Genomic DNA, 24533 nt, shown 5'->3' with positions numbered 1-24533 from the left:
GGCTCGCGCTCCGCCTGCGCAGTTGCCGCCCCTCCCGGACCGGCGCACCCTGGAAGTCGGCACGACCGGTCCGTGCGCGAGCCTGTGCGGAGCGACCAGCGTCGGCACAGCCAGTACACGTCGCCAACGACACAGAAGTGACGATCGCCATGGGGAATTCTGATCGTTTCTCGTTCACCTTGCACAACATCACGACGACTGTCAGTGATATCTACGCGTCCGTCGATTGGTGGCAGCGGGTCTTCGGGCTCGAACTCCTCGCGACATCGCGCTTCGACGCGATCAACGCCGACGTGGCCTTTCCGCAAGGGCCCGGCTTCAAGCTCGAACTGCTCCGGACTCCCGACGGCTTCCGGCTGCCCGAACTCACTGCCGATCCTCCCGCTCACATCGGGCCGACCGGCACCAAGGCACTCGTCTTCCGCGTGGACGACCTCGCCGCCGCGACACAGTCGTTCCGCGACCACGGGGTCGCCTTGGTGTGGAGCGAGCAGGACCTCGGGGACGGCGGTGTCTCCACCGCCATCCGCGACAACGACGGCAACTTCATCAACGTCTTCCAGGAGGACGCGAGTTCGGTCGGCTGACCTGCGCACCGTGGAGCCGCCGCAGGCCCTGCGGACCGCGGGTGACCGGCTCCGGTCGGCTGCCCTCCTCCGGCTGAGCACGGGACGAACGGCGGCCGCGGTGGCGCCGAGAGGCGCCCGTCGAGGACACCACTCACCGCCCGCGCGAGGAACGAAACGTGGGTGGGACCTATCCAACCCGGAAGGGGCACCCCATGAGCACGGTCACCACCACGGACGGCACGAGTATCTTCTACGTCGACTGGGGGCCGAGGGATGCGACACCGCTCGTCTTCCACCACGGCTGGCCCCTGAGCTACGTGGACTGGGACAACCAGCTGCTGTACTTCCTCTCCAAGGGCTACCGGGTCATCGCGCACGACCGTCGTGGTCACGGGCGCTCCGGCCAGCCGTCGTCGGGTCATGAGATGGACACCTACGCCGCGGACGTGGCCGCCGTGACCGATGCGCTGGATCTGCGGGACGCCGTGCACATCGGGCACTCCACCGGAGGCGGTGAAGTGGTCCACTACGTGGCGCGTGCAGAGCCCGGGCGCGTCTCCAAGGCGGTGATCGTGTCGGCGGTGCCGCCCGTCATGGTCAAGAAGGAGAGCAATCCCGAGGGAACCCCGATCGAGGCGTTCGACGAGCTGCGCGCCGGACTCGCCGCCAACCGCGCCCAGTTCTACATCGACGTGGCGTCCGGGCCTTTCTACGGCTACAACCGGCCCGGTGCCGAGGTGAACCAGGGGCTCGTCGACCGGTGGTGGGCGCAGGGAATGATGGGGGCCGCGAACGCGCACTACGAGTGCATCAAGGCGTTCTCCGAGACGGACTTCACCGAGGACCTGCAAAAGATCGATGTCCCGGTGCTCGTCATGCACGGCACCGACGACCAGGTCGTTCCCTACGCGGACGCGGGACCGAAGAGCGCTGAGATCCTGCGGAACGCGACCTTGCAGACCTACGAGGGATACCCGCACGGGATGCTGTCCGTCTACCCGGATGTCCTCAACCCCGTGATCCTCGACTTCCTCAAGGCATAGTCGGCCGGTGGCCGCGAGGCAGACCGTGCGGTGCAAGACGTTGTCCAGTCCGGTGGCCCGCAAGAGGGTGGCCCCACAAAGCCGCTTCCACCCTCGCCCCCGAACGGCCGGCCGCGGCACGATCACGGTTGCCGCCGGGAGCTGCATCCCCGCGCCCACCATGTCGATGACCGGCTCGGGACCGAGTGCGCGCAGTGTCTCCACTGCGGGGGCGATGCGCAGGTCGATCCCGCCAATCCGCTGGGACGCAGCCGGTGCACGATCTCCTCGGGGACAGCCCCAGTGGTTGTCCTTGTCGGCGTCGATGAACGCGCACCACCGTGACCTTTCGCCCCGCTCACCGGTGTGAGGGAGGCGAAAGGGCTTCCGCAGCCGGGGAGCTGAACCGTCGATGGCCCTCCGGAGCCGGCCAGGAACCGCTCACTCGCTGCGGAACGTTCCAGGGGTTGGCGCGTCGCAGCGGTGCGGGGAGGAGGCTTTCCGGCATGTTCTGGTAGGCCACGGGCCGCATCCATCGTGCTACGGCCCTGCTGCCCACGCTCGTGTGCAGGGGAGAGGTGGTCGAGGGCCACGGCCCGCCGTGGTGCATCGCGGCGGTCACCGCCACACCGGTGGGCCAGCCGTTCCAGATCAGGCGTCCGACGTGCAGCGCGGCTGACAGGCGGTGGAAGAGGGTCTCGTCCTCGTGCTCCTGTCCCTGAATGGTCGCCGTGAGGCCGCCCGGCAGAAGGCGCAGGGTCTCCAGCAGGTCCTCGGCCGATGTGTAGGTGATGACCAGTGAGGCGGGGCCGAAGCATTCCCGGAGCAGTTCGGGGCATGCCCGGATGTCCTCGGCCGTGGTCGTGAGGAGAGCGGGAGTACCGGCCCGGGGATCGTCCGGTTCCTCGGCGCGATGCAGCGAACGCACCGCGGGATGACCTGTGAGTTCTTCGAGAGTGGCGCGGTAGGCGGTACTGATCCACGGTCCGAGCAGGGGGGCCGGGCCGACGGCCCCGATCACCCGGCGCAGGTCGTCCTCCAGACCGTGGCTGGCCGGCAGGAACAGCAGGCCGGGTTTGGTGCAGAACTGGCCCTGGCCCAGGGTGGCCGAGCCGATGTACTCGCGGACGATGTCCGCCCCGCGCGCCGCGGTGGCCGCCGGTGTGACCACCACCGGGTTGAGCGAGCCCAGTTCCCCGTAGAAGGGGATCGGGTCGGGACGGCTGTTGGCCAGGTCGAACAGTGACCGGCCGCCGGACGTCGAGCCGGTGAATCCGACTGCTCGAACGGCGGGATCGCTGACCAGGTTCCGGCCTGTCTCCCGGCCGTGGACGACGGTCAGGACGCCTCCCGGGATCACCCCGGCCGCCAGTTCGGCGGTCAGGTCCGAGAGCCGGGGGTGCCCCTCGTGCGCCTTGACCACCACGGGGCAGCCCGCCGCGAGCGCGCTCGCGGTGTCCCCGCCCAGTATGGAGAAGGCGAACGGAAAGTTGGAGGCCGAGAACACGGCGACCGGTCCGAGCGGCACCAGCATGCGGCGGATGTCGGGGCGGGGCGCGGGCTGCGCCGTGGGGTCGGGCAGGTCGATCATCACGTCGAGGAACTCGCCCGCTTCGACGATGCCGGCGAACATCTCCAGCTGCCCTTGAGTTCGCCGGATCTCGCTTCGCAGGCGTTCCACTCCCAGGCGGGTCTCGTCCTCGGCCACGGCGGCAAGGTGAGCGGCGTTCTCGCCCAGCGTGCGCGCCAGACCGCGCAGGAGCGAAGCCCGGGTGGGGAGGGGAAGCGCGGCGAGGGCCGGGGCGGCCGCGCGTGCGGCGGCCGCGGCGAGGGCCGCGCTCGTGGCGGCGGGTGCCGGGGCGTCCTGGGATGCGTCCGGGGTGGGGGAAGTCATGTGCTGCCTCTCGGTGGGCGGGCTGACGGTCGGGGGCGTCACCGGGGCCGGTGGTCGGCCGCCTGTGCCAGCAGCTCGGTGATGTGGACGGCCTTCACCCGGGACCGGGCACGGCGCAGGCCGGTACGCAGTTGGCGCAGGCAGCCCGGGTTGACCGCGGCGACGTAGTCGACGCCGGCGGCCTCGATCTCCCGGATCCTGGCGTCGAGGATGCGGCGGGACTCACGCGGCCTGAGCAGTGAGTAGGTGCCCGCCGCCCCGCAGCAGGTGGCGGCGGAGGGCAGTTCGACGTAGTCGGCGACCTGGCCGATCAGGTCCCGGGGTTCCTGCCACACGCCGAGTCCGTTGCGCAGGTGGCACGAGTCCTGGAGCGCGACCTTCGCCCGGCGGCCGTCCACCCGGAGTTCACCCGTGGCACCGTGGTCGGCCAGGTGGGTGGAGATCTCTCGAACCCGGTCCGAGCCGAGGACCGAGGACAGATGGGCGGCGCAGCCTCCGGAAGTGGTGAGGATGGTGCCGGGCAGGTCGGTGGCCAGCCGGCGGGCGAGGCGTTCACCGGTGGCGGTGTCGCCGTTGTGGGCGTGCAGGGCTCCGCAGCAGCCCTGGGCGGCGGGTGCCGTCAGTCCGGGCAGCAGCCTGCGGGCCGCACGGCTTACTTCGGGAAACAGCACACGCTCGAAGCACCCGAGCATGAGAGACACCGGCGGAACGTCGGTCCTTCCCACGGGTGGTTCGCCGGCGGCGGCTCGCCGCAGCGTGCCCAGCGGCCGGAAGACCAGCCGCATCCGGGCGGCCAGCATGAGGGCCCGGGCGAGCAGGGGCTGCCTGCGGCCCTTCCACTGGTGGTCGCGCCATTGTTCGAGGAGTTGCCCGTACTCGACCCCCGCCGGACACACCGGTTCGCAGGCCCGGCAGCCCAGGCATTGCGAGGACTGCTCCTGGAGCGTGGGATCGTACGGGTCGAGGTTGCCGTCCTGGAGGGCGCGCATGAGGTTGATCCGGCCCCTCGGGGAGGATGCCTCGTCCCCGGTTTCGGCGTAGGTCGGGCACGCGGGCAGGCAGAAACCACAGGAGATGCACCGGGACAGCAGGTCGGGGTCGAAGACGGGGTCGGTCATGAACCCAGCTTTCCGGGATTGAGGATTCCGGCCGGATCGAAGGCGTCCTTGACCCGGCGCAGCAGCGCGACCTGGTCGGGGCCGAGCTGTGCGGACAGGTACGGGAGCTTGGCCGCTCCCACGCCGTGTTCGCCGGTGATGGTGCCGCCGAGTTCGATGGCGGTGGTGAAGATGTCCGTGAAGGCGTGTTCCGCGCGCGCGATGGTCTCGGTGTCCTCGCGGGAGCCGATCACGCAGGTGGGGTGGAGGTTGCCGTCGCCGGCGTGGCCGAAGGTCGCGATGGTGACGCCGTGCCGCTCGGCGATGTCCTCGATGCGCTGGACCATCTCGGCGATGCGCGGGCGCGGGACGGAGGCGTCCTCCAGGATGGTCAGCGCACCGAGCCGGGACAGTGCCGGCAGGGCGCACCGGCGTGCGGCGAGCAGGGCCTCGGCTTCGGCGACTCGGGCGGCGGTGGTGACTTCCAGCGCGCCGTGGGACGTGCAGGCGTCGCTCATGCGGGCCAGGGCGTGTGTGACGGTGTCGGGTTCGCCGTCGTCGCCGAAGAGGAGAAGTGCGCCGGCGTCCGTGCGCAGACCGAGCCCGGCGAATGCTTCCACCGCTCGGATGTAGGGCCGGTCGAGGAATTCGAGGGTGGCGGGCAGTAGTCCGCCGGAGATGATCGCGGTGACGGCGCGGCCCGCGGCGGCGAGGTCGGGGAAATAGGCGACCCCGGTGCCGGACGTCCGTGGCGCGGGCCGCAGCGCGAGGGTGGCCTCGGTGATCACGGCCAGGGTGCCCTCGGAGCCGGTGAGCAGGCGGGTGAGGTCGTAGCCGGCGACGTCCTTGTGCAGGCGTCCGCCGGTGCGGAGTACTTCTCCCGTGGGAAGGACGGCTTCCAGGCCGAGGACGTAGTCGCGGGTGACGCCGTACTTGAGGCCGCGCAGTCCACCGGCGTTGGTGGCGATGGTGCCGCCGATCGTCGCGACGGTGCGGCTGCCGGGGTCGGGTGCCCACAGGAGGCCGTGGTGAGTGGCCGCGTCGGCGAGTGCTGTGCTGGTGACACCGGGCTGGACGCGGGCGAGAAGTTCGGCGGGGGCGATCTCCAGGATGCGGTCGAGACGGGTGAGGGCCAGGACGATGCCGCCGCGCAGGGCGACGGTAGCGGCGCACAGGTTGGAACCGGCGCCGCGCGGGACGACGGGAATGCCGTACCGGGCGGCGAGGCTCAGGACGGCCGACACCTGCTGCGTGTCGGCGGGGAAGACGACGGCGTCGGGCCGGGCGGTGAACAGAGGGGTGGCGTCCCGGCTGAAGGGAACGAGGTCGCCGTCCGTCTCGCGGTAGTGCGCGTCGCCGACGATGGATTTCAGCGCGGCTCTGACAGGGGCTTGCACGGTTGCCTCCTGGGCCGGCCCCCGCCCGTGTCGGGCGGGGACCGGCACGGCGTTAGAACGTGAGGGTGGAACGGTCCGCGATGAGCACGGGCGAGTCGTACACAGGTATGTCTTCGAAGGTGTAGGTGCTGCCCTGCACGGACCAGTCGGCGGCCGGGATGTCGTGGACGGCTCCGGTGCGTACGTCGACGTAGACGGGGTCGGTGAAGTCGCCGTCGGTGAAGGTGAGATCCGTCGGGGTGGAGGCGTTGCTCTCGCTGGGCCTGGCCGCTCCGGACCAGACGCCGACGATCTGCCGGCCGGTGCCGCGCTTGGCGAACGCCTGCACGGTGAGCGACGTGTCGGGTGTCGCGTTCCAGTGGTAGCCGGGCAGCGGCTTCACGGTGCTGTCGAAGATCGATGCCGCGGTCTGGACGGCGTAGTACGAGGGCTTGGCGTAACGGATGCTCTTATCGGTGTTGGTCTGCAGCAGTCCCTTGCTGTTGACCTTTCCGGGGTAGTGCAGGTCGGAGATGCTGAAGACGCTGGTACTGATGCCGCGTCCGAGATCGTTGAGCACACGGCGCAGGACCCACTTCGACTGGCTGAGTTCCGTCCAGTCCAGGTCACCCAGGGCCCCGAAGCTGCCCGGCCTGCTGGGTGCGCCGTTCTCGCCCTGCCGCAGGACGGTACCAGGGGCGTACCGGGTGATCAGTGCCCGGATCTTCTCCACCTGTCCGTAGGTCCAGGTGTCGTCGGGGTTGGGGTTGTACGGGTGGTAGCTGATGCCGTCGAGCAGGCCGGCCTTGCCCTTGTCGGAGAGTTTGACCAGGAAGTTCTGGGTGTAGGGAACGTCGATGCTCGCCTCTGCCGGGCCGTAGATGACCGCCTTCGGCTGCTCGGCTCGTACGAGGGTGGCGGTGTGGATGAAGAAGTCGGTGTAGTCCGCCACGGGGATGCCCGCGAGGTTGGGCTCGTTCCAGATCTCCCATTCGGCGACGCGGCCCTTGTACCGCTTCACCATGGCGGTCACCCAGGCGTCCCATCCGGCCAGCGCCTCGGCGGAGGAGGGCAGATGGGCACCGAGACCGGAACCACCTCCACCGTCGTAGACGCTGTTGCCGTAGGAAAGCTGGACCCAGGGCTTGACTCCTCGGCTGCGGGCGTCGTCGACGATCCGGTCCAGCCAGGCCCAGTCGTAGACACCCTTGGTCTTCTCCGTCTTCGCCCAGCCGGCCTGGAGCCGGACGCCTGTCGTGCCCAGCCGCCCCAGGTAGGGCGCGTACGCCTGGTAATCGGTGTAGTCACGGTCCAGGGTCTCGGCCCCGACGAGGAGTTCGGAGGTGCCGACCTGGGCAGCGGTGCGCGGGGCGACCGAGCCGAGGTACGGCCAGTTCTGCGGAATGCTCTCCGTGGTGGTGCGGACGTCGTCGATCCAGGCGGTGCCCGTGCCGGCGGTGGAGACGCCGGCCTGGAGACTGCCCAATGTCTTGGTGGTGGTCCGGAACGCCAGTCGTCGTGCCTTGCGTTCGCCGTTGACGTACACCTCGGCGGTCGCCGTGGACGGGTGGGCGACGACCCTGATGTCGTACCAACGGTCGGCGGTGTAGACGCCCAGGTCGATCCGTCGGGACGCGTCGTAGGTGTACAGCCGCCCGTCGGTCCCCATGGCCACGGTGACACTGTGTCCGCCGCTGCCGTCGAGGTGCACGCCGATCGTCGCGGAGGTCTGCGCGGCACGCAGCCGGAAACCCGCGACGACGGTCGACGATGTGCTGCCGAAGGTCGTGCTCGCGGTGACCGGGGCGGTCGTGGAGGTGTCGCGCAGCCGCAGGCTCCGGTCGACGGTGCCGGGTACGTCCTGCACGGTGGCGTCCCCGCCGGATTCCGTGACGGACCAGCCGGCGGGCGTGGTGCCGGGTGCGGCGGTGTCGAAGTCGCCGGTCACGTCCGCGGCGGTGGCCTGCCCGGCGGTGGCGACGGAGATCAGGCTCCCGACGAGCGTGCCGGCCATGAGGAACAGGAAGGGTTTCCTGTAGGGGGTCGAGGAGGGGGTGACCATGGTTCCTGCCTTCTTCCTTTGCAGCTGGTCCGGCCTGGTGGCCGGCCCGCGGCGGGGCCGCCCCGCCGCGGAGGGACGGGGTCAATCGCCGAGCGACGGGGTGAGGCGGCTCGCCTCGTAGGCGCGCAGGGTCCCGGCGTCCGCCGGGTAGGTACCGCGCAGGGGGGCGCCGGCGGCGACACGCTCGGTGATGAACACCTCCAGCCGCTCCTGCTCCCGCGCCTGACGGGCGATCGCGGGCACGAGGTGGCGGGGTACGCAGACCACACCGTCGCTGTCGCCGACCAGCACATCACCCGGATAGACGGCGACGCCGGCGCACCCCACCGGGACCTGGAGGTCGACGGCGTGGTGCAGGGCCAGGTTGGTCATCGCCGCCGCACCCGTGGCGTAGACGGGCAGCGGGAGGTGCCCGATCTCCCCGATGTCGCGCAGTGTGCCGTCGGTGACCAGCCCGGCGGCGCCGCGGACCGAGAGCCGGGTGAGCAGGATGTTGCCCGCGGAGGCGGCTCGGCCCTCACCGCGGCAGTCGAAGACGAGGACCTGCCCGGGGCCGACCTGTTCCACGGCGGCGCGCTGGGGGTGGTCGTAGTCGTCGTACACGTCGAGGGTGTCGATGTCCTCGCGTGCCGGAATGTAGCGCAGGGTGAATGCCTCACCGATCATGCGCGGTGCGCCGGGCGTGATGCGGGTGAGTCCGGCGAGGAAGGTGTTGCGCAGTCCGAGCTTGAAGAGCTGGGTGGTGATGGTGGCGGTGCTGGCCTCACGCAGAGCGGCCAGGTCGTCGGGGTCGAGCGGCGCCTGGGGCGTCTCGGTCATGATGCGGGTCCTTCGGGGTGGTGGGTGGTGGCGTGCACCGGGGTGATGGCGGGTGAGTCGAGGGTGGGGTCGGTGCCCGGCGGCCTGATCTGTGCCGTCAGACCGCCGTCCACGGTGAGCACCTGACCGGTGATGAAGGAGGCGTCCCGCGAGGCCAGGAAGGAGACGGCCGCGGCGACATCGGAGCCGTCACCCATGCGGCCCAGGGGCACCGGTTGGACGCGGGCGCGTTTCCGGGCGGCGTCCAGCAGCTCGTAGCGGTCGTTGATGACGGGGCCCGGCGCGACGGCGTTGACGCGGATGCCCAGCGGGGCGAGCTCCAGAGCCGTCGCCCTGGTGGTGGCTTCGACGGCGCCCTTGGAGGCGTCGTAGGCGACGGCCGAGCGGTGGGCGCGGGTCGCGCCGACGGAGGAGATGTTGACGATCGCCGCGCCGGCCGGCATCACCCTGGCCGCCGCGACGGTGCACAGGAACGTGCCACGGGCGTTGACCGCGAAGACCCGGTCCCAGTTCGTGGGGGCGAGATCGAGCAGACGACCGCGCCCCAGCATCGCGGCGGCGGCGTTGTTGACCAGCACGTCCAGTCCGCCCAGCGCATCCACCGCACGGGACACGCAGGCCTCGACCTGCGCCGGGTCGGAGACGTCTCCCGGACACGCCACGGCACGCGCCCCGCCGTCCCGAAGAGCTGTCGCCGCCGCTTCCGCTTCTCGCTCGTCCGGGCCGTTGACGGCGATGGCGGCGCCCTCGGCGGCCAGCCTGACGGCGATGGCGAGGCCGATGTTGCGGGCTCCGCCCGTGATGAGGGCGACCCGGCCGGCGAACCGCCCGTCCACCGCGGGCGCTTCGTGACGGGCCCCCGTCACCGCGCGACCTCCTGGCGGTCGACGACGGCGGCGGCGCTGGTGGCCGCCCAGGTGAGCGGGCCCGCCGACGCCTTCACCAGCTCCGGATCGAGCCGCATGCCCAGGCCTGGACCTGACGGCACGTACAGCCTGCCGCCCGCGTAACTTACCGGGTCGGTGACCACGTCCCGCGTGTAGAGCAGCGGGCCCACCGGGTCGCTGGGCACGGTGACCGGAGACATCGCCATGGCGACATGGGCGGCGGCGGCCGTACCGATGGACAGTTCCTGGGTGGTGCCGACCAGACACGACTTCCCGGCGGCCTCGGCGATCGCGAAGATCCGTCGGGCGGGGGTGATACCGCCGATGGCGATGACACTGACGTTGAACACGTCGACCGCGTCGGCGGCGACCAGGTCGAGCGCCCACCGGAAGCCGTAGACGTGCTCGCTGATCGGCACGGGAAGGCGGTTGCGCGCGTACACCAGCCCGCGTACGTCATGGTTCGGTGCCGGCGCCTCCACGAGGTCGAAGCCCACGTCGGCGACCCGTTCGGCGAAGTTGCAGGCCGCCTTGGAGTCCAGCAGGTTGGAGAAGTCGAGGGACTTCACGGTGATCCGGTCCCCTAAGCGCTCTCGGGCCGTGCGCAGGAATCGCTCGTCCAGGTCCAGCCGGCGCCCCACGTACACGCGGAAGAACGCGAAGCCCTCCTGGACGCGCCGCTCGACCATGGCGAGGTTGCGCTCGACGTCCTCCTCGTGCTGCTGGCGGAAGATCGGGTACGCGATCGGGACGGACTCGCGCACCGCGCCGCCCAGCAGGTCGCACACGCGGACCCCGAGCTGCTTGGCCGCCAGGTCCCAGAACGCGATGTCGACTCCGCACTTGATGGCGCGGCTCTTGTCGTAGATGTACCCGGCCTGGGGGAAGTTGGCCTCCAGACGCCGTTCGACCTCCGTGAGCTGAAGAGCGTCCAGACCCACCAGGATCTCGTTGAGGGTGGCCTCCAGCTCCGGCACGTCGAAATGGAAACGCGGCAGGTGCTGGAGGTCGGACATCTCCCCGACTCCGACGAGGGAGTCGTCGTCGGTGTGGAGTTCGACGAGGATGTGGCCGCAGGTGATGCTGTTGTGCCGGGGGGTGTTGATCGAGGTCAGCGCGACCCTGGTCACCTTTGCCACAGCGGGCTCCGTTCGTTGTGCCGGGAGAGGGGTGCGGCGTGCCGGCCGGGCGCGCTGGCCAGCAGCTCGCGGGTGTAGTCGTGCGCGGGGTCGGCGTAGATCTGCTCCGCCGTCCCCTCTTCGACGATCCGGCCGTGGCGCATCACCGCGATGCGGTGGGCGACCGACCGGACCACGGCCAGATCGTGGGTGATGAAGAGATACGCCATGCCGTGCTCCGCCTGGAGGCCGGCGAGCAGGTTGAGCACCTGCGCCTGGATCGACACGTCCAGGGCGCTGACCGCCTCGTCGCACACGATCAGCCGGGGACGCAGAGCCAAGGCCCGGGCGATGGCGATGCGCTGGCGCTGGCCACCGGAGAAGGCGGAGGGGAAGCGGTCCAGAGCGAAGGAGTCCAGGCCGACGTCACGCAGGAGTCCCGTGAGGATGTCCTCACCGGCATCGAGGTCGTGCACGCGCAGGGGTTCGGTGAGGATCTGCCGGACGGTCAGCCGAGGGTCCAGGCTCGCGTACGGATTCTGGAAGACGACCTGCACCTCCCGCTGGAGCCGCCGGAGTCCGGTCGGGCCGGGACGCGTCACGTCGATACCGTCGTAGCGGACGGTGCCGCCGGAGGGACGTTCCAGGCGAAGCAGCAGTTTCGTGAGGCTGGTCTTGCCGGAGCCGGACTCCCCGACCAGTGCCAGCGTCCGGCCCGCCTCGACCCGCAGGCTGACCTCCCGGACCGCGTGGACGTGACCGGTCACCCGGCGTAGCGCGCCGCCGCGGACCGGATACCGCAGGTCCACCGCGTCGAACTCCACCAGTGGTCGCGCGGAGTCGGCCGTGACCGCCGCTTCCGGGACACTCGCGGGCGCAGCGCGCGCAGTGGGCAGTTCCACCGGGGCGTCGGCGAACAGGCAGGCGGCGGCGTGTTCGCCGTCGAAGACGGTCAGTGGCGGAGCGCTGGTCGTGCAGTCGTCCACGGCGACGGGGCACCGGGGAGCGAAGGAGCACCCGGAAGGCCTCTCCCGCAGTCGGGGCGGCTGCCCCTCGATGGAGACGAGCCGGGTGCGGGCGGGTGCGTCGAGCCGAGGTGTGGCCGCGAGCAGCGCCTGGGTGTACGGCATCCTGGGGCGCTTCAGGACGTGTGCGGCCGGGCCGCTCTCGACGACGCGGCCCGCGTACATCACCGCGACCCGGTCGGCCTGTTCGGCGACCACGCCGAGGTCGTGCGTGATCAGGATCAGTCCCATGCCGAGGTCGATGCACAGGGAGCGGAGCATCGCCATGATCTCGGCCTGCACGGCGACGTCCAGGGCGGTCGTCGGTTCGTCGGCGATGAGCAGCCGGGGCCGGGCCGCGATGGCCAGGGCGATGGCGGCACGCTGCCGCATTCCGCCGGACAGCTCGTGCGGATACTGCCGCAGCCTGCTCTCCGGCTCCGGCATCCGGGCCTGTTCCAGAGCTTCGACGGCGCGGCGCCGGGCCTGTTCGCGGGTGAGCCGCTCGTGGGCACGTACGGCGTCGGTGATCTGGGTGCCGATGGTGAGCAGCGGGTTGAGTGCGGAGCCGGGGTCCTGGAAGACCATGGCCACGCGCCGGCCCCGGACGGCCCGCCACTCCTTGCCGCCCAGAGTGCCCAGGTCGGTGCCGTCCAGGCGGAGGGAACCGGTGGTGCTGCACACGGGCTCGGGCGGATTGAGTCCGAGCAGGCTCAGGGCGGTGACGGTCTTGCCGGAGCCCGACTCACCGACGACGGCCAGGGTCTCACCCGCTTCCAGGCGCAGGTCGACGCTGTCGACGGCGCGGACCGGAGGGCTCGCGGAGGTGCCGTTGAAGGTGACGCTGAGGTCTTCGATCTCGAGAAGGGACACGACCATTCCTCACGAACCCAGGTGGGCTTCGGCGAGCCGCCACTGGCCGTCGATGTCGAGCTGGACGCCCTTGAGCCGGCTGCTGTGGACGAGCGGCGACTTCGCCTGGTGCAGGAAGATCCAGTAGTTGTTGTCGATGATGCGGCGCTGCGCCTTGGCGTACGCCCGCTTGCGCGTCGGCCGGTCGGCGGTACCGGCCGCGTCCTTCAGCAGTGCGTCGAGGACGTGGTCGCTCAGTCCTGACCAGTTGTTCGGTCCGTCGCTGGTGAAGTACGGGTCGAACGCCAGCGACGGGTCCAGGCGCGGTATGTCGATCACCAGGAGCGCCGCGTCGAAGTCCCGCCTCGCCATGCGGTCCAACTGCGTCTGGAATTCGAGGACTTCGGCCTTGGGTGCGAAACCGGCCTCGGTGAGCTGGCTCTGCAGGAGTTCCGCGATGGTGGGGTCGGGGGCGCGGCGGCGGGCGACGAGGGTGATGGGCACCTCACCGCGCAGCCCGGCCTGCTTCAGGGCGTCACGCGCCTTGGCGGGGTCGTGGGGGAGCGGGGCGACGGAGCCGTCGTAGAACCAGTCCGATGAGGTCGCGAAGGAGGGGGCGATGTCGTACTCGTCGCCGGCGGCCGCCTTGCCCACCGCGCGCCGATCGACGGCCCGGGCGAAGGCGGCCCGCACCTTCGCATCCTTGAAGGGGCCCTTGGTGACGTTGAGGGCGACGTAGTAGGCGCGGCGCACCCCTCCGTCCTTGATGACGATCCGTTCGTCGTCGCCGAGCTGCTTGTACTCCTCCGGCGGCAGGGCGCGCACCAGTTGGACGCCGCCGGTGGACAGTTCGGCACGCAGGACCTTGGCCTCGGTGACGAAGCGCAGGACGACCTTGTCCAGCTTCGGCAGGCTGCTGCCGTCCGCGGCCTTCGCCCAGTAGGCGTCGTTGCGCTCGGCGGTCAGCTGCACCTTGGACCGCCACTGGGCGAAGGTGAAGGGACCGGTGCCGACCGGCCGGCGTCCGAAATCCGCCCCGTGCTTCTTGAGCGCGGCAGGGGAGGCGATCATGCCGGCCTCGTGCGCCAGGTGGGTGAGCAGGAGCGGGTCGGCGGACTTGAGCGTGATCTTCACCGTCTTGGCGTCCGGCGCCTCGACGGAGGCCACCCCGGCCAGCGCGGCGGCCTTGGTGGAGTGGGTGGCCGGGTCCATCACCCGGCGCAGGTTGAAGACCACGGCCTCGGCGTCGAAGGCCGTCCCGTCGTGGAACTTCACCCCTTGGCGCAGGGTGAAGGTGACCGAGGAGTCGCCGGCGTCCCACTTGGTGGCGAGAGCGGGCTCGAACGTTCCGTCCGGGCGCTGGCGCAGCAGCGCGTCGAAGAAGAGGTTGAGCACGTTGCGGTCGGAGGAGATGGCGGCGCTCAGCGCCGGGTCGAGGGTGACCGGCTCGTTGTCGAATCCCGCGGTGAGCGTTCCGGAGGAGGAACCGGACGAACCGGAGCCGCTGCCGCATCCGGAGAGGGTGGACAGGGCGGCGGTGGCGGCGGCTCCGGCCAGGACGGCACGGCGTGGCAGGCCAGGGGAGGAGAGGGGCATGGCAGAGCACTTCCTTGTGCGGATTGCGGGTGCTGGAGAGCTGGAGGGCAGGAGGGGTGGGGGCCGAGAGAGCTGCCCGAAGGGGCGCGGACGCGTGGGGGCAGCGCGCGCGGTGAGGTGTCTCGGCGTGCGTGGGGCGTGGGGCGATGTGCGCCGCCGTGTGGGCCGACGGGGCGCGGAGGAACGTGCCGGTGAGTGCGGTCGCGGCCCGGTGGGCCGGCGAACGGCGCGGCTCGGAGGGAGGTCAGCGAGGGGGCGTCAGCTGTGGCCGGTGCGCGTCCAGTGCGTCACGCAGGGCGTCGGCGAGCATGTTGAACGCGGCGACCGTGAGCAGGATGGCCAGACCGGGGAAGACGCTCAGCGACCAGCTGGCGCTGAGATGGTCGGTACCGCTGGCCACCATGGCACCCCAACTGGGCTGCGGGGGCTGGACGCTCAGACCGAGAAAGCTGAGGGCGGCCTCGGCCATGATGGCGGTGGAGACCTGGAGCGCGGCGAACACCAGCAGGGTGCCCGCCAGGTGCGGCAGCAGGTGGCGGCGCATGATGGCGGACTGCGGTACGCCCACGATGCGCGCGGCTGACACCCATTCACGGGTCCGCAGGGACAGCACCTCACCGCGGACGACCCGGGCGAAGCGGGGGGTGGTCACCACGGCGATGGCGATGAGCGCGTTGCGCAGTCCCGGACCGAGCGCGGCGACCACGGTGAGCGCGAGCACGAGCAGCGGGAAGGCGAGCAGCCCGTCGGAGACACGCATGATGACCGTGTCCAGCCATCCGCCGCGGTATCCGGCCAGCAGGCCGAGGACCGTGCCCGCCACGAGGGCCGCGCCCACGGTGACGGTGGCGACCTCTACGGTCACGACCGCTCCGGCGGCGATACGGGCGAGGACGTCCCGGCCGAGTTCGTCGGTGCCCAGGAGGTGCTGTGCACCGGGGCCGGCGAGGAGCCGGCCCGTGTCGGTGGCGCGCAGGCGCTCGGTCAGGAAGGGGCGGGCTGCCGCCGCCAGGGCGAGGACCAGCAGGAGGGGAAGGGCGAGCTGGGCACGGCGGTCGTGGCGCAGCCGGCGGAGAATCGGGTGGCGCGCGGCCGGGGCGAGGGTTTCGGTGGCCATCGTCGCTCCTGTCAGTACGTGATGCGCGGATCGAGCCACGCGTAGATCAGGTCGGCCAGCAGGTTCACCAGGAGGACGAAGACCACGACCACCAGGACGGCGCCCTGGACGACGGGCAGGTCCCGGCTGAAGATGCCGTTGACGATCAGCGTGCCCATGCCGGGGACGGTGAAGACGGTCTCGGTGACCACGGTGGCGCTCATCAGGGCACCGATCTGGAGGGCTACGACGGTCACGACGGGGACGATGGCGTTGCGCAGGGCGTAGACGCCGACGATCCGGCGGCGGGACAGGCCGCTCGCCTGCGCGGTGCGGATGTAGTCCTCGTTGAAGGCGGCAAGCAGGGCGGCGCGGGTCTGGCGCATGGTGACGGCCGCGATGGTGGAGCCGATGGTGAGCGCCGGCAGCACCATGTGCCGCAGGTTCTCCACCGGGTCTTCGCTGAACGGCACGTATCCGGAGGGGGGCAACAGCTTCAGCCACAGGCCGAACACCAGGATGAGCAGGGCGGCCAGATAGAAGTGCGGTGCCGAAAGCGCCAGCAGACCGGTGGAGTTGAGCGCTGTGTCGGTGGGCGTGCGCCGCTTCACGGCGGCGAGAACGCCGGCGGGGATGCCGATGAGCAGTGCGAAGAGCAGGGCGATGAGACCGAGTTCGGCCGTTGCCGCGAGCCGTTCGCCGAGGACGGCGCTGATCTTCTCGCCGGTGAGCCAGGAGGCGCCGAGGTCTCCGTGTGCGATGCCGCTGATCCAGTCGGTGAACTGGCGCCACAGGGGGGCGTTCAGACCGAGATCGGCGCGGAGTGCCGCCCGGTCCGCGGGGCTGGCCTCCTGGCCCAGGATGTTCAGGGTGGGGTCCCCCGGCATCATGCGCAGCAGGAGGAACAGCACCATCGACACGATCAGGACGACGGGTATCAGTTGCAGTAGGCGGCGTATCAGGTATCCGGTCATCTTGCCGGCTCCGTTGGTCTGTGGCGTGGACTGTCGTATGTGGCCGGGGCGCCGGCCTCAGGCTCCCGTGGCAGGCGGCGGAGCCACTCCAGCCGCGGTGCGGGGGCGAGGTCGTAGGCGTAGAGGACGATGGAGCCGGCACCGTGCGAGCGGGCCTGCCCGGCGATGTCCATGAGTTCCTCCTCGCTGTGGGTCTGCGCGGCGCCCAGGTTCCAGCCGGCGATGACCCGGCCGCCGGCGCGGTCCGCGGCGACGAGGTCCCGGCGCAGAGCGGAGGCGTCCCCGGCCAGGTTCGTGACGGTGAGCGAGCCCGCGGCCGAGGCCAGGGCACGCAGGTCGCCGGAGGACTTCCCGTCGCACGCGTAGGGGTCGTCGGTGGCGCGGACGGAGAGCGGCAGCCCTCGTGCTGCCTCGGCGGCCGACCGTACGAGGTCCGTGGTCACGTCGGCCCGGACGGCGAGGATCGTGTCGTGCAGGTCCTGGCCCAGCACGGTGACGGCGTCCTCGGTGATGCCGCCCGCCGGTCGTGGACCGGCCAGCTGCGCGAGCACGGCGGCGCGGGTTCTGTCGGCCGCTTCGGCAGCATCGAGGCCGGCTTCGGTGAACCGGGTGGAGCATGCGGTGCAGAAGCAGAGGGAGAGGAGCCAGCGGTCCACCGGTCGCAGGGCCACCCCGTATTTGTCGTGTGCGCTCTGATGCTGCCAGCCCAGATAGCCGAACGCCTCCAGTTCCAGACCGCTCACGTCCGGTTGCCCGGCCGTCTCCGTGACCAGGGTCCGCGCGTAGTGGACCACTTCCGGCCGGGCGGGGCACAGCGCGTGCCGGTACGGGTGGCCGAACGCGTTGCGCAGGGCCAGGTCCGGCCGGGCGGTGGCCGGGCCCGACTGGTGGAGGCCCACCAGCCAGCCGGTCACGGCGACACCGGAGGCCACCAGCACGCCGGCCGCGGCCGTCGCCTCGTCGCCCAGCACGGGCAGGGACAGGTCCGTCGCGTCGTCCGGGTCGTCCCGCCGGGTGAACCAGCGGCCGGCGGGAAAGTCCACCACGGCCGCCGGCTCGCTCGTCGTCAGCAGCCAGCGTCCTCCGTGGTAGGCGTACGCCAGACGCACCCGGTCGACTCCGGCGGTCCGCACCCGCTCCGCCTGCGCCCGGGCGTTGTGGCGGAACGACAGCGGGTGGGCGAAGAGCTCGGTCTTCACCGTCCGTCCCCGAGTGCCCCGGACAGCGTCCGCTGGGCCTTGCGGATATGGGCGCGGGTGAGCCGCTCGGCACGCTCGGCGTCGCCCTGCTCCATGGCTTCCAGGATGGCCGCGTGTTCGGCGGCCTCCTCCTCGAAGGTCGCCCGCAGCCGCCAGCCCAGGCCCGCCACAAAGGCGGTCAGGTCCTGCAACTGGTCCAGGAAACCGCACAGGAAGCTGTTGTCGCACGCGGTGTACAGCTCCCGGTGGAAGCGCCGGTTCGCGATGCCCAGCCCCTGTGTCTCGCCGGAGCCGATCAGCGCGGCCGCTTCGCTGAGCGCACGCCGGGCCGCGGGGTACGCCACGGCTCCGTGCTGTTCGGCGGCCAGCCGTACCGCTTCGGGTTCGGCCGCGCACCGGGCGGTGTACAGCTCCCGCACCAGCTGGTCGTCGGGTTGGCGGACGCTCACCCCCTGGTAGACGTTGATCTCCACCAGCCCGGTCGACTGCAACTGCTTGAGCGCCTCGCGCACCGGGGTCTTCGAAACACCGTAGAGCTCGGCGAGCTCGCGCTCCACCAACGCCCGTCCCGGAGGCAGCGCCCCGTCGAGGATGGCCTGCCGCAGGGCGTCGCGCACCCGGTCCGTGCGGGAGGCGGGTTGCCGCAAGGGGGGCAGTGCGACAGGCGGAGGGGGCGCGGCGTCCGGTGTCTCGAACTCGATGCTTGGCATGGCGGCATGGTGGTATACCACGATGCCAGGATGCAACCCCTTGGCGTCAGGTTCGTGAAATCCGATCACCGACTGACACATCGTCAGAACGTTTACAGATCGTCCGCCCTTGCATCCGAAGCCGGAGTCTGCCACCGTCACTCACGCAACTTGCCCCCCACGAACCGAACTTGGCGGGCAACGCCGCGGGTGGGCGGCCTGAGGCGCATCGAGCTGCGATGACGCGATCGGGCTGCCGACACTCCGCGATCCGCGAGCCAGGGCCGTCCCTGACGGTATGAAGCCTCACAGTGCTGCTTCCTCCAGCCGCGGGTGCGCGAAGCGGCGTTCCCTCCCCTCGATCGTTCGTGAGGTCTTGCGCGAAGGAACGGTGCTTGCCCTCGCCGATTCCGGCCCGGGGCGGAGTGACGTCCGCGCGAGCATCCTCGAAGAAAAGGCAGCAATGAAACGCACAGGCGTATTCGCAGTGTCAGCAGTACTCGCCGGATCGGCGATATCCCTCGGTCTCGCCGGCTCGCCGATGGCGCACGCCGCTTCCCGGACGTACTACGTCAGCCCCAGCGGCTCCGACTCGAACCCGGGAACCTCGCCGGCCAAGCCGTTCCGCACGCTGCAGAAGGCCGCGGACAGCACGGCACCCGGAGACACCGTCTCCGTCATGAACGGCACCTACACGGAGCGCGCGGGCGGCTCGGACGTCATGGTGATCTCCCGCTCAGGACGAGCCGGGGCACCCATCACCTTCCAGGCGTACCCGGGCCACCACCCCGTCATCCACCCCGTCGCCGCGTGGAACGGCATCCGCGTCAACGGAGCCTCGCACCTCGTCATCCGCGGGCTGGAGGTCAAGGGAAACAACGCCCATATCTCCCTTGCGGACGCCGAACGCGGCGCCAGCACCAAGAACGGGAAGTACAACACCAACTGCGTGTCGATCGAGAAGAACAGGTCGTCGGGCGCCCTGCCCCACCACATCGACGTCGTCGGCAACACCGTCCATGACTGCGCCGGCGGGGGCATAGGCGCGGGGAACGTCGATCACCTGACGATCGACCGCAACCACGTGTACGGGAACTCCTGGTACACCGTCTTCGCCACCAGCGGCATCTCGGTGCTGGAGGCCCAGGACGTCGACCGGGGCGCCCCCGGCACGTACAAGATCCGCATCACCAACAACACCGTCCACGACAACGAGACCAAGGTGAAGTGGGAGCACTGCCACTGCTACTCGGACGGCAACGGCATCATCATCGACACCCTGAAGGGCAAGAACTACCAGGGACGTGTCCTCGTCGCGAACAACGTGTCCTACGACAACGGCGGCTCGGGGATCCACTCCTACAAGAGCCAGCACGTGGACATCCTGCACAACACGGCGTACCGGAACGGCCGCAGCACCCGCATGGAGAGCTACGCCAACATCTACGCCCAGGACAGCACAGACGTCAGGATCCTCGACAACGTCGCATACGGCCGCCCGGGCCAGAACACGAACTCCCAGCACCACAACGTCGGTGTCACCTACGACTACAACGTCTACTACGGCGGCCGGGCCCCCGAAGTGAAGGGCCCGCACGACCTCGTCGCCGACCCCGGATTCATCAACCCCGGCACCGGCCCCGGCGCGGACTTCCGGCTGCGCAAGGGCTCTCCCGCCATCGGCTCGGGCAAGCCGCTGCCCGAGGTCACCACGGACATCACCGGCGCCCGCCGGACCGCCGGCGCACCCGACCGCGGAGCCTACGCCTTCACCGCGAAGGAGACGGCGCCCCGCACCGCTCCCACGGCGGCGCCGGCCCAGGACGACGGCTCCGCGCAGAACCCCGGAGCCCCGGCCGCCGGGCAGTCCGGGGGACAGGACGTGAGCGCTGCGGACGGGACGAGCACCGGCCCGGCGAACGATGTCCGGGCCGACGGTGACGGCGAACCGCTGGCCCACACCGGGGCCGGCCTGGCGGCACCCCTCGGGGTGGCCGCGGTGGCGCTCGTGCTCGGCGGGGGCATCATCTTCCTGATCCGCCGCAAGCGTTCCTGACGACGCCGGACCCCACCCCCGAACCCCGCTACCCGGGCGCCCCCCGCCCGGGTAGCGGACCCCACCCCTCACCGGCCCGCCGCACTGCCAGACTTGCGGCATGGTGGCACACACGAACAGGACGACGGCCCTTGACGCCCACGCAGCGGTACCCGATCCGCCACGCGTCGCCTGGCGCAAGCACATGAGGCAGCGCGTCCTGGATGCCGCACGCGACCTGACGTGTGCGTCGGGCTGGGACCAGGTGAGTCTGTCAGCCGTCGCCGCGGCGGCCGAGGTGTCCCGTCCCTCCGTCTACAAGGAGTTCGGCAACCGGGCCGGCCTCGGCCGCGCCCTGGTGGTCAGGGAGACGCACCAGTTCCTGGAAAGCGTGGCTCGGACCCTCTATCCCGGGCAGGCGGACACTCGCGCCTCCCTGGAGGAGGCCGTCTTCTTCGTCCTCACCGAGGCCCACCGCAATCCGCTCATCAGGGCTGTGGTCATGGCGGCCCGGGAGGGCTCCGACAGCCTGTTGCCCTACCTCACCGCACGCGCGGACCCGATCTTCGACGCGGCCCTGAGCCTGTTGCGCGCGTGGTTCACCGACCGCTTCCCCGAACGGGGCGAGGAACTGATCGCCGTGGCCGCGGACATCGCCGTACGGATGACCATCAGCCACCTCATCCTCCCCGGAGCGGACCCCCGGCCGACCGCGGAACGACTCTCCCTGGCGGTGCTGAAGGTGTTGCGCTAGCCGCGCGTGCCGCCGCCCGACGACGAGAAGGCTCTCGCACGTGAACGCGGCCTGCCTCGGGGGTGAGTGGAGCACGGGCCCCCGCGCAGGGCCGTCCATCGGTCCCGGCGCAGGGTCAGACGGAGGCGCGTGAGACGAACTCGGCCTTGACGTGCACGGTTCTGTGCACGTCCCGGCCGCTCAGGCGCTCGGTGAGCAACCGCGCCGCCGCACGGCCGACCTCGGTCGCCGGATACCTGATCGTGGTCAGCTGGGGCCGTACGAGGGAGGCGAAGGAGGCGTCGTCGTGGCCGATGAGAGCCACATCACCCGGGATGCCGATACCCAGCTCGTGCGCCTTGTCCAGGGCGCCGACGGCGATCACGTCGTTACCGCAGAAGACGGCGTTGGGACGGTAGCGACGGCTCATGAGCTGGCCGAACCCGACCGCCCCGGCGTCTCGGGTGTGCTCGCCCCTGACCACCAGTTCGTGCGGCAACGACATGCCGAACTGAAGGGCGAGCGTACGCAGGAGCTCCAGACGCGGATCCCCGCCCGTGGCGTCCCTGGGCCCGGCGATCATGGCTATGCGCCCTCGGCGCGCCGAGGCCACCTGCTCCAGGGCGCGCCGGGTGGCCACGCGCGCGTCCGGCGTCACCAGGTCGAACGGACCGAAGGAGACGTCCGCGCTCACGACGAGGGGGATCCCGGCGTCGGCGATCGGCTGGAAGTCCGGTGGCTTGAGCCGGAACGGAGTGATCACGACTCCGGCGAACCTCTGTTGCACCGCTTCCGCCAGGAGTGCCTGTTCCTCGGTGCGGCGCGCCCGGGTGTTGCACACGACCACGTGCAGACCGAGACCGCGCAGCTCCTCCTGCAGCGTTGCGGCCAGCTGCGCGAAGAAGGGGTTGGTGATGTCCGGCACGATCAGCGCCACCAGGCTCGACCTGCCGGTTCGCAGATTGCGGGCCGTGGCGTTCACGGTGAAACCGAGTTCGGTGATGGCGGCCTCGACCGCGACCCGGGTCTCGGGGGCCACGGGCCGCTTGCCGGAGAGCACGTACGAGACCGTGGCGGACGACACTCCGGCCACGCGGGCGACGTCGGCCATGGTGGCACGCTCTCGCACAGCGCTCCCTCCTCTTGGACGTCACCATACTTCACGGCCGCCGGCAGAGTGAAAGCGCTCTCGCACGGTTGATCCGATCGCCACGGCGCATGCCCGCGTCGCGGCGCGCCGGAGCAGCACAGTGATCAGCCGGACGTGGCCGCCGCGCGGCGGAGCGGCCACGGATCCGGCCGGCGACACGGGTGGTCACCGGTGATCACAGGGACGCATCACGCCTCCGTGCCCTCCACCCGCCGCAGGCGTACCAAGGCGCTCGCGCAGTCACCCGGCGGCAGGTCGGGCAGGGGCAGGCCGAAGGCGGTCAGGGTGGCCCCGGACCATTCGCCTCCGGTGTCCTCGTCGCGGTATCGGGCCTGTTCCTGGAGGCCACGGAGCCGAAGGGGCGGCTGTGCCGGCCCGAAGGCCGTACTGGGCCGCCAGATCAGCACTACCACGCGATCGTCCTCCTCGCCGAGGTACTGCACAGCCGTCAGCGGTCCCTGTCCGGGCGCGAGAAGACGGAACTGCTCCCCGTGCTGTACGACGGGCCGGATGTCCTTGTAGACCGCGATCAGCTCGGCCGCCTCGGCGAGTTCGGTGTCCGTCCAGCGTGTCAGGTCGGCGCCGATGCCGAGGACGCCCGCCATGGCGCCGTGGAAGCGGAAGCGCAGCGGGACGGTCCTGCCGGTCAGCGGATTGGGGCTGTCCGTCACCCAGGCGGACATGACACCCGCCGGGTAGAGCTGGCCGAAGCCGTGGTGGATGGTGAGCCGGTCCACCGCGTCGGTGTTGTCGGAGGGCCACACCTGGTCGGTGCGGCCGAGGATACCGGGGTCCACACGCCCGCCCCCGCCCGCGCACGACTCGATCCGCAGGTGCGGGAAGTCCGACCGCAGCCGGTCCAGCACGCGGTACACGCCCCGCGCATGCTGAATGTGAACCCGCTTCGCGTCGGGACCGCCCTTGCGTGCTCCCGCCTCGGTGAACGAGCGGTTGAAGTCCCATTTGATGAAGTCCACCTCGTTCTCGGCGATCATCTGCTCCAGCCATCCCAGGGCCCACTCGGTTATCTCTTGCCGAGAGAAATCCAGGACGAGCTGGTGGCGCAGTTCGGTGGCGGTGCGGTCGGGCAGGTGCAGCACCCAGTCGGGGTGCAGCCGGTAGAGATCGCTGTCGGCATTGACCATCTCCGGTTCCACCCAGATGCCGAACGCCATGCCGAGCCGGTGCACCTCGTCCGCCAGCGGACGCAGTCCCCGAGGGAAGCGTCCGGGATGCGGTGTCCAGTCGCCGAGACCGGACCGGTCGTCGTCCCGGCCGCCGAACCATCCGTCGTCGACCACGAAGAGTTCGGCGCCCAGTGCGGCGGCGCGCCGGGCGAGTGCGCGTTGGTTGTCCTCGGTCACCTCGAACGAGGTGGCCTCCCATGAGTTGTAGAGCACCGGGCGTAGTTCCTCCGGATGAGGCAGGACGTGGGCGCGCAGGTGACGATGGACCGCACGACTCGCCTCTCCGAAGCCGTGGGCGGTGTGCAGCGCGAGGCTGGTCGGCGTGCGGTGCCGGTCGCCCGGCTCCAGGCGCAGCTCGGCTCCCTCATGACCCTCGCCCGCGACCACGGAGGCTCTGCCGGCTGCGGTGCGTTGTGCGGTGATGCGCCAGGAGCCGCTCGCGGCGAGGGCGATGACCCAGACCTCTCCCTGCTCCTCGCCCGAATCCCCGGCGTCCAGTGCCACCCAGGGGTTGGCAGCGTGCCCGGTATGGCCGCGCCGGCTGCTCAGCACGGTCTCGCCGACCGGCAGTCCGGTCCGCTCCAGGCGGCATTCGGCGGACCAGCCGCCGTGCACGGAGCTGAGCCGCCAGCCGGGCCGCTGAGGCAGCGGCCAGTGGGCCGAGGCGTACCGCACCAGCAGGACGTCACCATCGTCGGCCGTGCCCGTGTGGACGAATTCCGTCCACCGCTCCAGCACGCCGCCCCCCGCGGGAACGCGGTAGTGCAGTCGCCAGGCGAGCGGCCGGGTCCGTTCCCGCAGGGAGACGACCACGTGATCGCCTCCCCGCAGGACCACGTCCTCCACCCTCGCCTCGACCGGACTGCTGCCGTCGGCGAAGCGCACCTCCATCGCGGGCACACCGAACCGGGCGCCGCCCTCGACCGGGAACTCCTCGACGCCGTCCCAGCGGCCGGCGAAGCTGTCGGCGTGGTCGGCCCAGACGGGCAGTGACACAGCGTCGGCCAGGGGGAGGGGCGCACCCCAGTGGATGTGCCGCACCGTGCCCTCTTCGCGATCCACTCGCAGGATGTACGCGGTGTCGGCGGTGCGCAGCAGCACCGTGCCGCTCGCCTCGTCGAACTCGACACGCGAGGGGGGACCGGAGGGTGATGCGGGGACGGTGACCATGGTC

The 24533-nt window shown here is 70.9% G+C and carries 19 protein-coding genes; 4 read left to right on the top strand and 15 right to left on the bottom strand.

The window, feature by feature from the left end:
- The first annotated feature begins 137 nt into the window (after positions 1-137).
- Together AB0F03_RS33235 and AB0F03_RS33230 are read left to right on the top strand one after the other, a co-directional pair.
- Positions 138-587, top strand: coding sequence for a VOC family protein (locus AB0F03_RS33235; RefSeq protein WP_361998957.1), 450 nt, complete (start codon positions 138-140; stop codon positions 585-587).
- A gap of 194 nt (positions 588-781) precedes the next feature.
- On the top strand, positions 782-1612 hold the full coding sequence (locus tag AB0F03_RS33230; protein WP_361998954.1) for an alpha/beta hydrolase: 831 nt from the start codon (positions 782-784) through the stop codon (positions 1610-1612).
- 337 nt (positions 1613-1949) lie between these two features.
- On the opposite strand, the gene AB0F03_RS33225 is transcribed toward AB0F03_RS33230, so the two are convergent.
- From AB0F03_RS33225 to AB0F03_RS33165, 13 genes are all read right to left on the bottom strand, one after another.
- Positions 1950-3485, bottom strand: a complete 1536-nt coding sequence (locus AB0F03_RS33225) for an aldehyde dehydrogenase (NADP(+)) (RefSeq protein ID WP_361998951.1) — start codon at positions 3483-3485, stop codon at positions 1950-1952.
- A 38-nt stretch (positions 3486-3523) separates the two neighbouring features.
- Positions 3524-4603: a (Fe-S)-binding protein gene (locus AB0F03_RS33220; protein WP_361998949.1), complete on the bottom strand. Its 1080-nt coding sequence runs from the start codon at positions 4601-4603 to the stop codon at positions 3524-3526.
- Positions 4600-5979, bottom strand: a complete 1380-nt coding sequence (locus AB0F03_RS33215; protein WP_361998946.1) for an FAD-linked oxidase C-terminal domain-containing protein — start codon at positions 5977-5979, stop codon at positions 4600-4602. Before AB0F03_RS33215 ends, AB0F03_RS33220 begins: the two co-directional genes overlap by 4 nt.
- Positions 5980-6031: 52 nt before the next feature.
- On the bottom strand, positions 6032-8020 hold the full coding sequence (locus AB0F03_RS33210) for a hypothetical protein (protein ID WP_361998943.1): 1989 nt from the start codon (positions 8018-8020) through the stop codon (positions 6032-6034).
- Between the two features lie 81 nt (positions 8021-8101).
- Positions 8102-8839 (bottom strand): ribonuclease activity regulator RraA, encoded by a 738-nt coding sequence (locus tag AB0F03_RS33205; protein ID WP_361998941.1) that lies wholly within the window; start codon positions 8837-8839, stop codon positions 8102-8104.
- Entirely contained in the window at positions 8836-9705 is an 870-nt protein-coding gene (locus tag AB0F03_RS33200) for an SDR family oxidoreductase (protein ID WP_361998939.1), read from the bottom strand. The genes AB0F03_RS33205 and AB0F03_RS33200 overlap by 4 nt, the downstream gene beginning before the upstream one ends.
- Positions 9702-10865, bottom strand: a complete 1164-nt coding sequence (locus AB0F03_RS33195) for an enolase C-terminal domain-like protein (protein ID WP_361998936.1) — start codon at positions 10863-10865, stop codon at positions 9702-9704. Before AB0F03_RS33195 ends, AB0F03_RS33200 begins: the two co-directional genes overlap by 4 nt.
- On the bottom strand, positions 10853-12727 hold the full coding sequence (locus tag AB0F03_RS33190; RefSeq protein ID WP_361998933.1) for an ABC transporter ATP-binding protein: 1875 nt from the start codon (positions 12725-12727) through the stop codon (positions 10853-10855). The genes AB0F03_RS33195 and AB0F03_RS33190 overlap by 13 nt, the downstream gene beginning before the upstream one ends.
- A 3-nt stretch (positions 12728-12730) precedes the next feature.
- Positions 12731-14296 (bottom strand): ABC transporter substrate-binding protein, encoded by a 1566-nt coding sequence (locus AB0F03_RS33185; protein ID WP_361998930.1) that lies wholly within the window; start codon positions 14294-14296, stop codon positions 12731-12733.
- 244 nt (positions 14297-14540) lie between these two features.
- Positions 14541-15413, bottom strand: a complete 873-nt coding sequence (locus AB0F03_RS33180) for an ABC transporter permease (RefSeq protein WP_361998927.1) — start codon at positions 15411-15413, stop codon at positions 14541-14543.
- A gap of 11 nt (positions 15414-15424) precedes the next feature.
- Positions 15425-16366, bottom strand: a complete 942-nt coding sequence (locus AB0F03_RS33175) for an ABC transporter permease (protein ID WP_361998924.1) — start codon at positions 16364-16366, stop codon at positions 15425-15427.
- Positions 16363-17565 carry a hypothetical protein gene (locus AB0F03_RS33170; protein ID WP_361998921.1) on the bottom strand — a complete coding sequence of 401 codons (1203 nt, stop codon included), beginning with the start codon at positions 17563-17565 and terminating at the stop codon, positions 16363-16365. The genes AB0F03_RS33175 and AB0F03_RS33170 overlap by 4 nt, the downstream gene beginning before the upstream one ends.
- Positions 17562-18275, bottom strand: coding sequence for a GntR family transcriptional regulator (locus tag AB0F03_RS33165; protein ID WP_361998918.1), 714 nt, complete (start codon positions 18273-18275; stop codon positions 17562-17564). Before AB0F03_RS33165 ends, AB0F03_RS33170 begins: the two co-directional genes overlap by 4 nt.
- Positions 18276-18741: 466 nt before the next feature.
- Here AB0F03_RS33165 and AB0F03_RS33160 point away from each other — a divergent pair, with 466 nt between their 5' ends.
- The gene (locus tag AB0F03_RS33160; protein ID WP_361998916.1) at positions 18742-20310 is read left to right on the top strand and encodes a right-handed parallel beta-helix repeat-containing protein; all 1569 of its coding nucleotides are present in this window, start codon (positions 18742-18744) and stop codon (positions 20308-20310) included.
- 100 nt (positions 20311-20410) lie between these two features.
- Positions 20411-21043 (top strand): TetR family transcriptional regulator, encoded by a 633-nt coding sequence (locus tag AB0F03_RS33155; RefSeq protein ID WP_361998913.1) that lies wholly within the window; start codon positions 20411-20413, stop codon positions 21041-21043.
- A gap of 115 nt (positions 21044-21158) precedes the next feature.
- Here the strand turns inward: AB0F03_RS33155 and AB0F03_RS33150 are convergent, their stop codons facing one another.
- Entirely contained in the window at positions 21159-22151 is a 993-nt protein-coding gene (locus tag AB0F03_RS33150) for a LacI family DNA-binding transcriptional regulator (RefSeq protein ID WP_361998911.1), read from the bottom strand.
- A gap of 209 nt (positions 22152-22360) precedes the next feature.
- Positions 22361-24529, bottom strand: a complete 2169-nt coding sequence (locus tag AB0F03_RS33145; protein ID WP_361998986.1) for an alpha-galactosidase — start codon at positions 24527-24529, stop codon at positions 22361-22363.
- Positions 24530-24533: the final 4 nt, after the last annotated feature.

Origin of the sequence: Streptomyces sp. NPDC028722 (assembly GCF_040637655.1) — a bacterium.
Taxonomy (GTDB): domain Bacteria; phylum Actinomycetota; class Actinomycetes; order Streptomycetales; family Streptomycetaceae; genus Streptomyces.
This window is presented reverse-complemented; position numbering and strand designations above follow the sequence as displayed.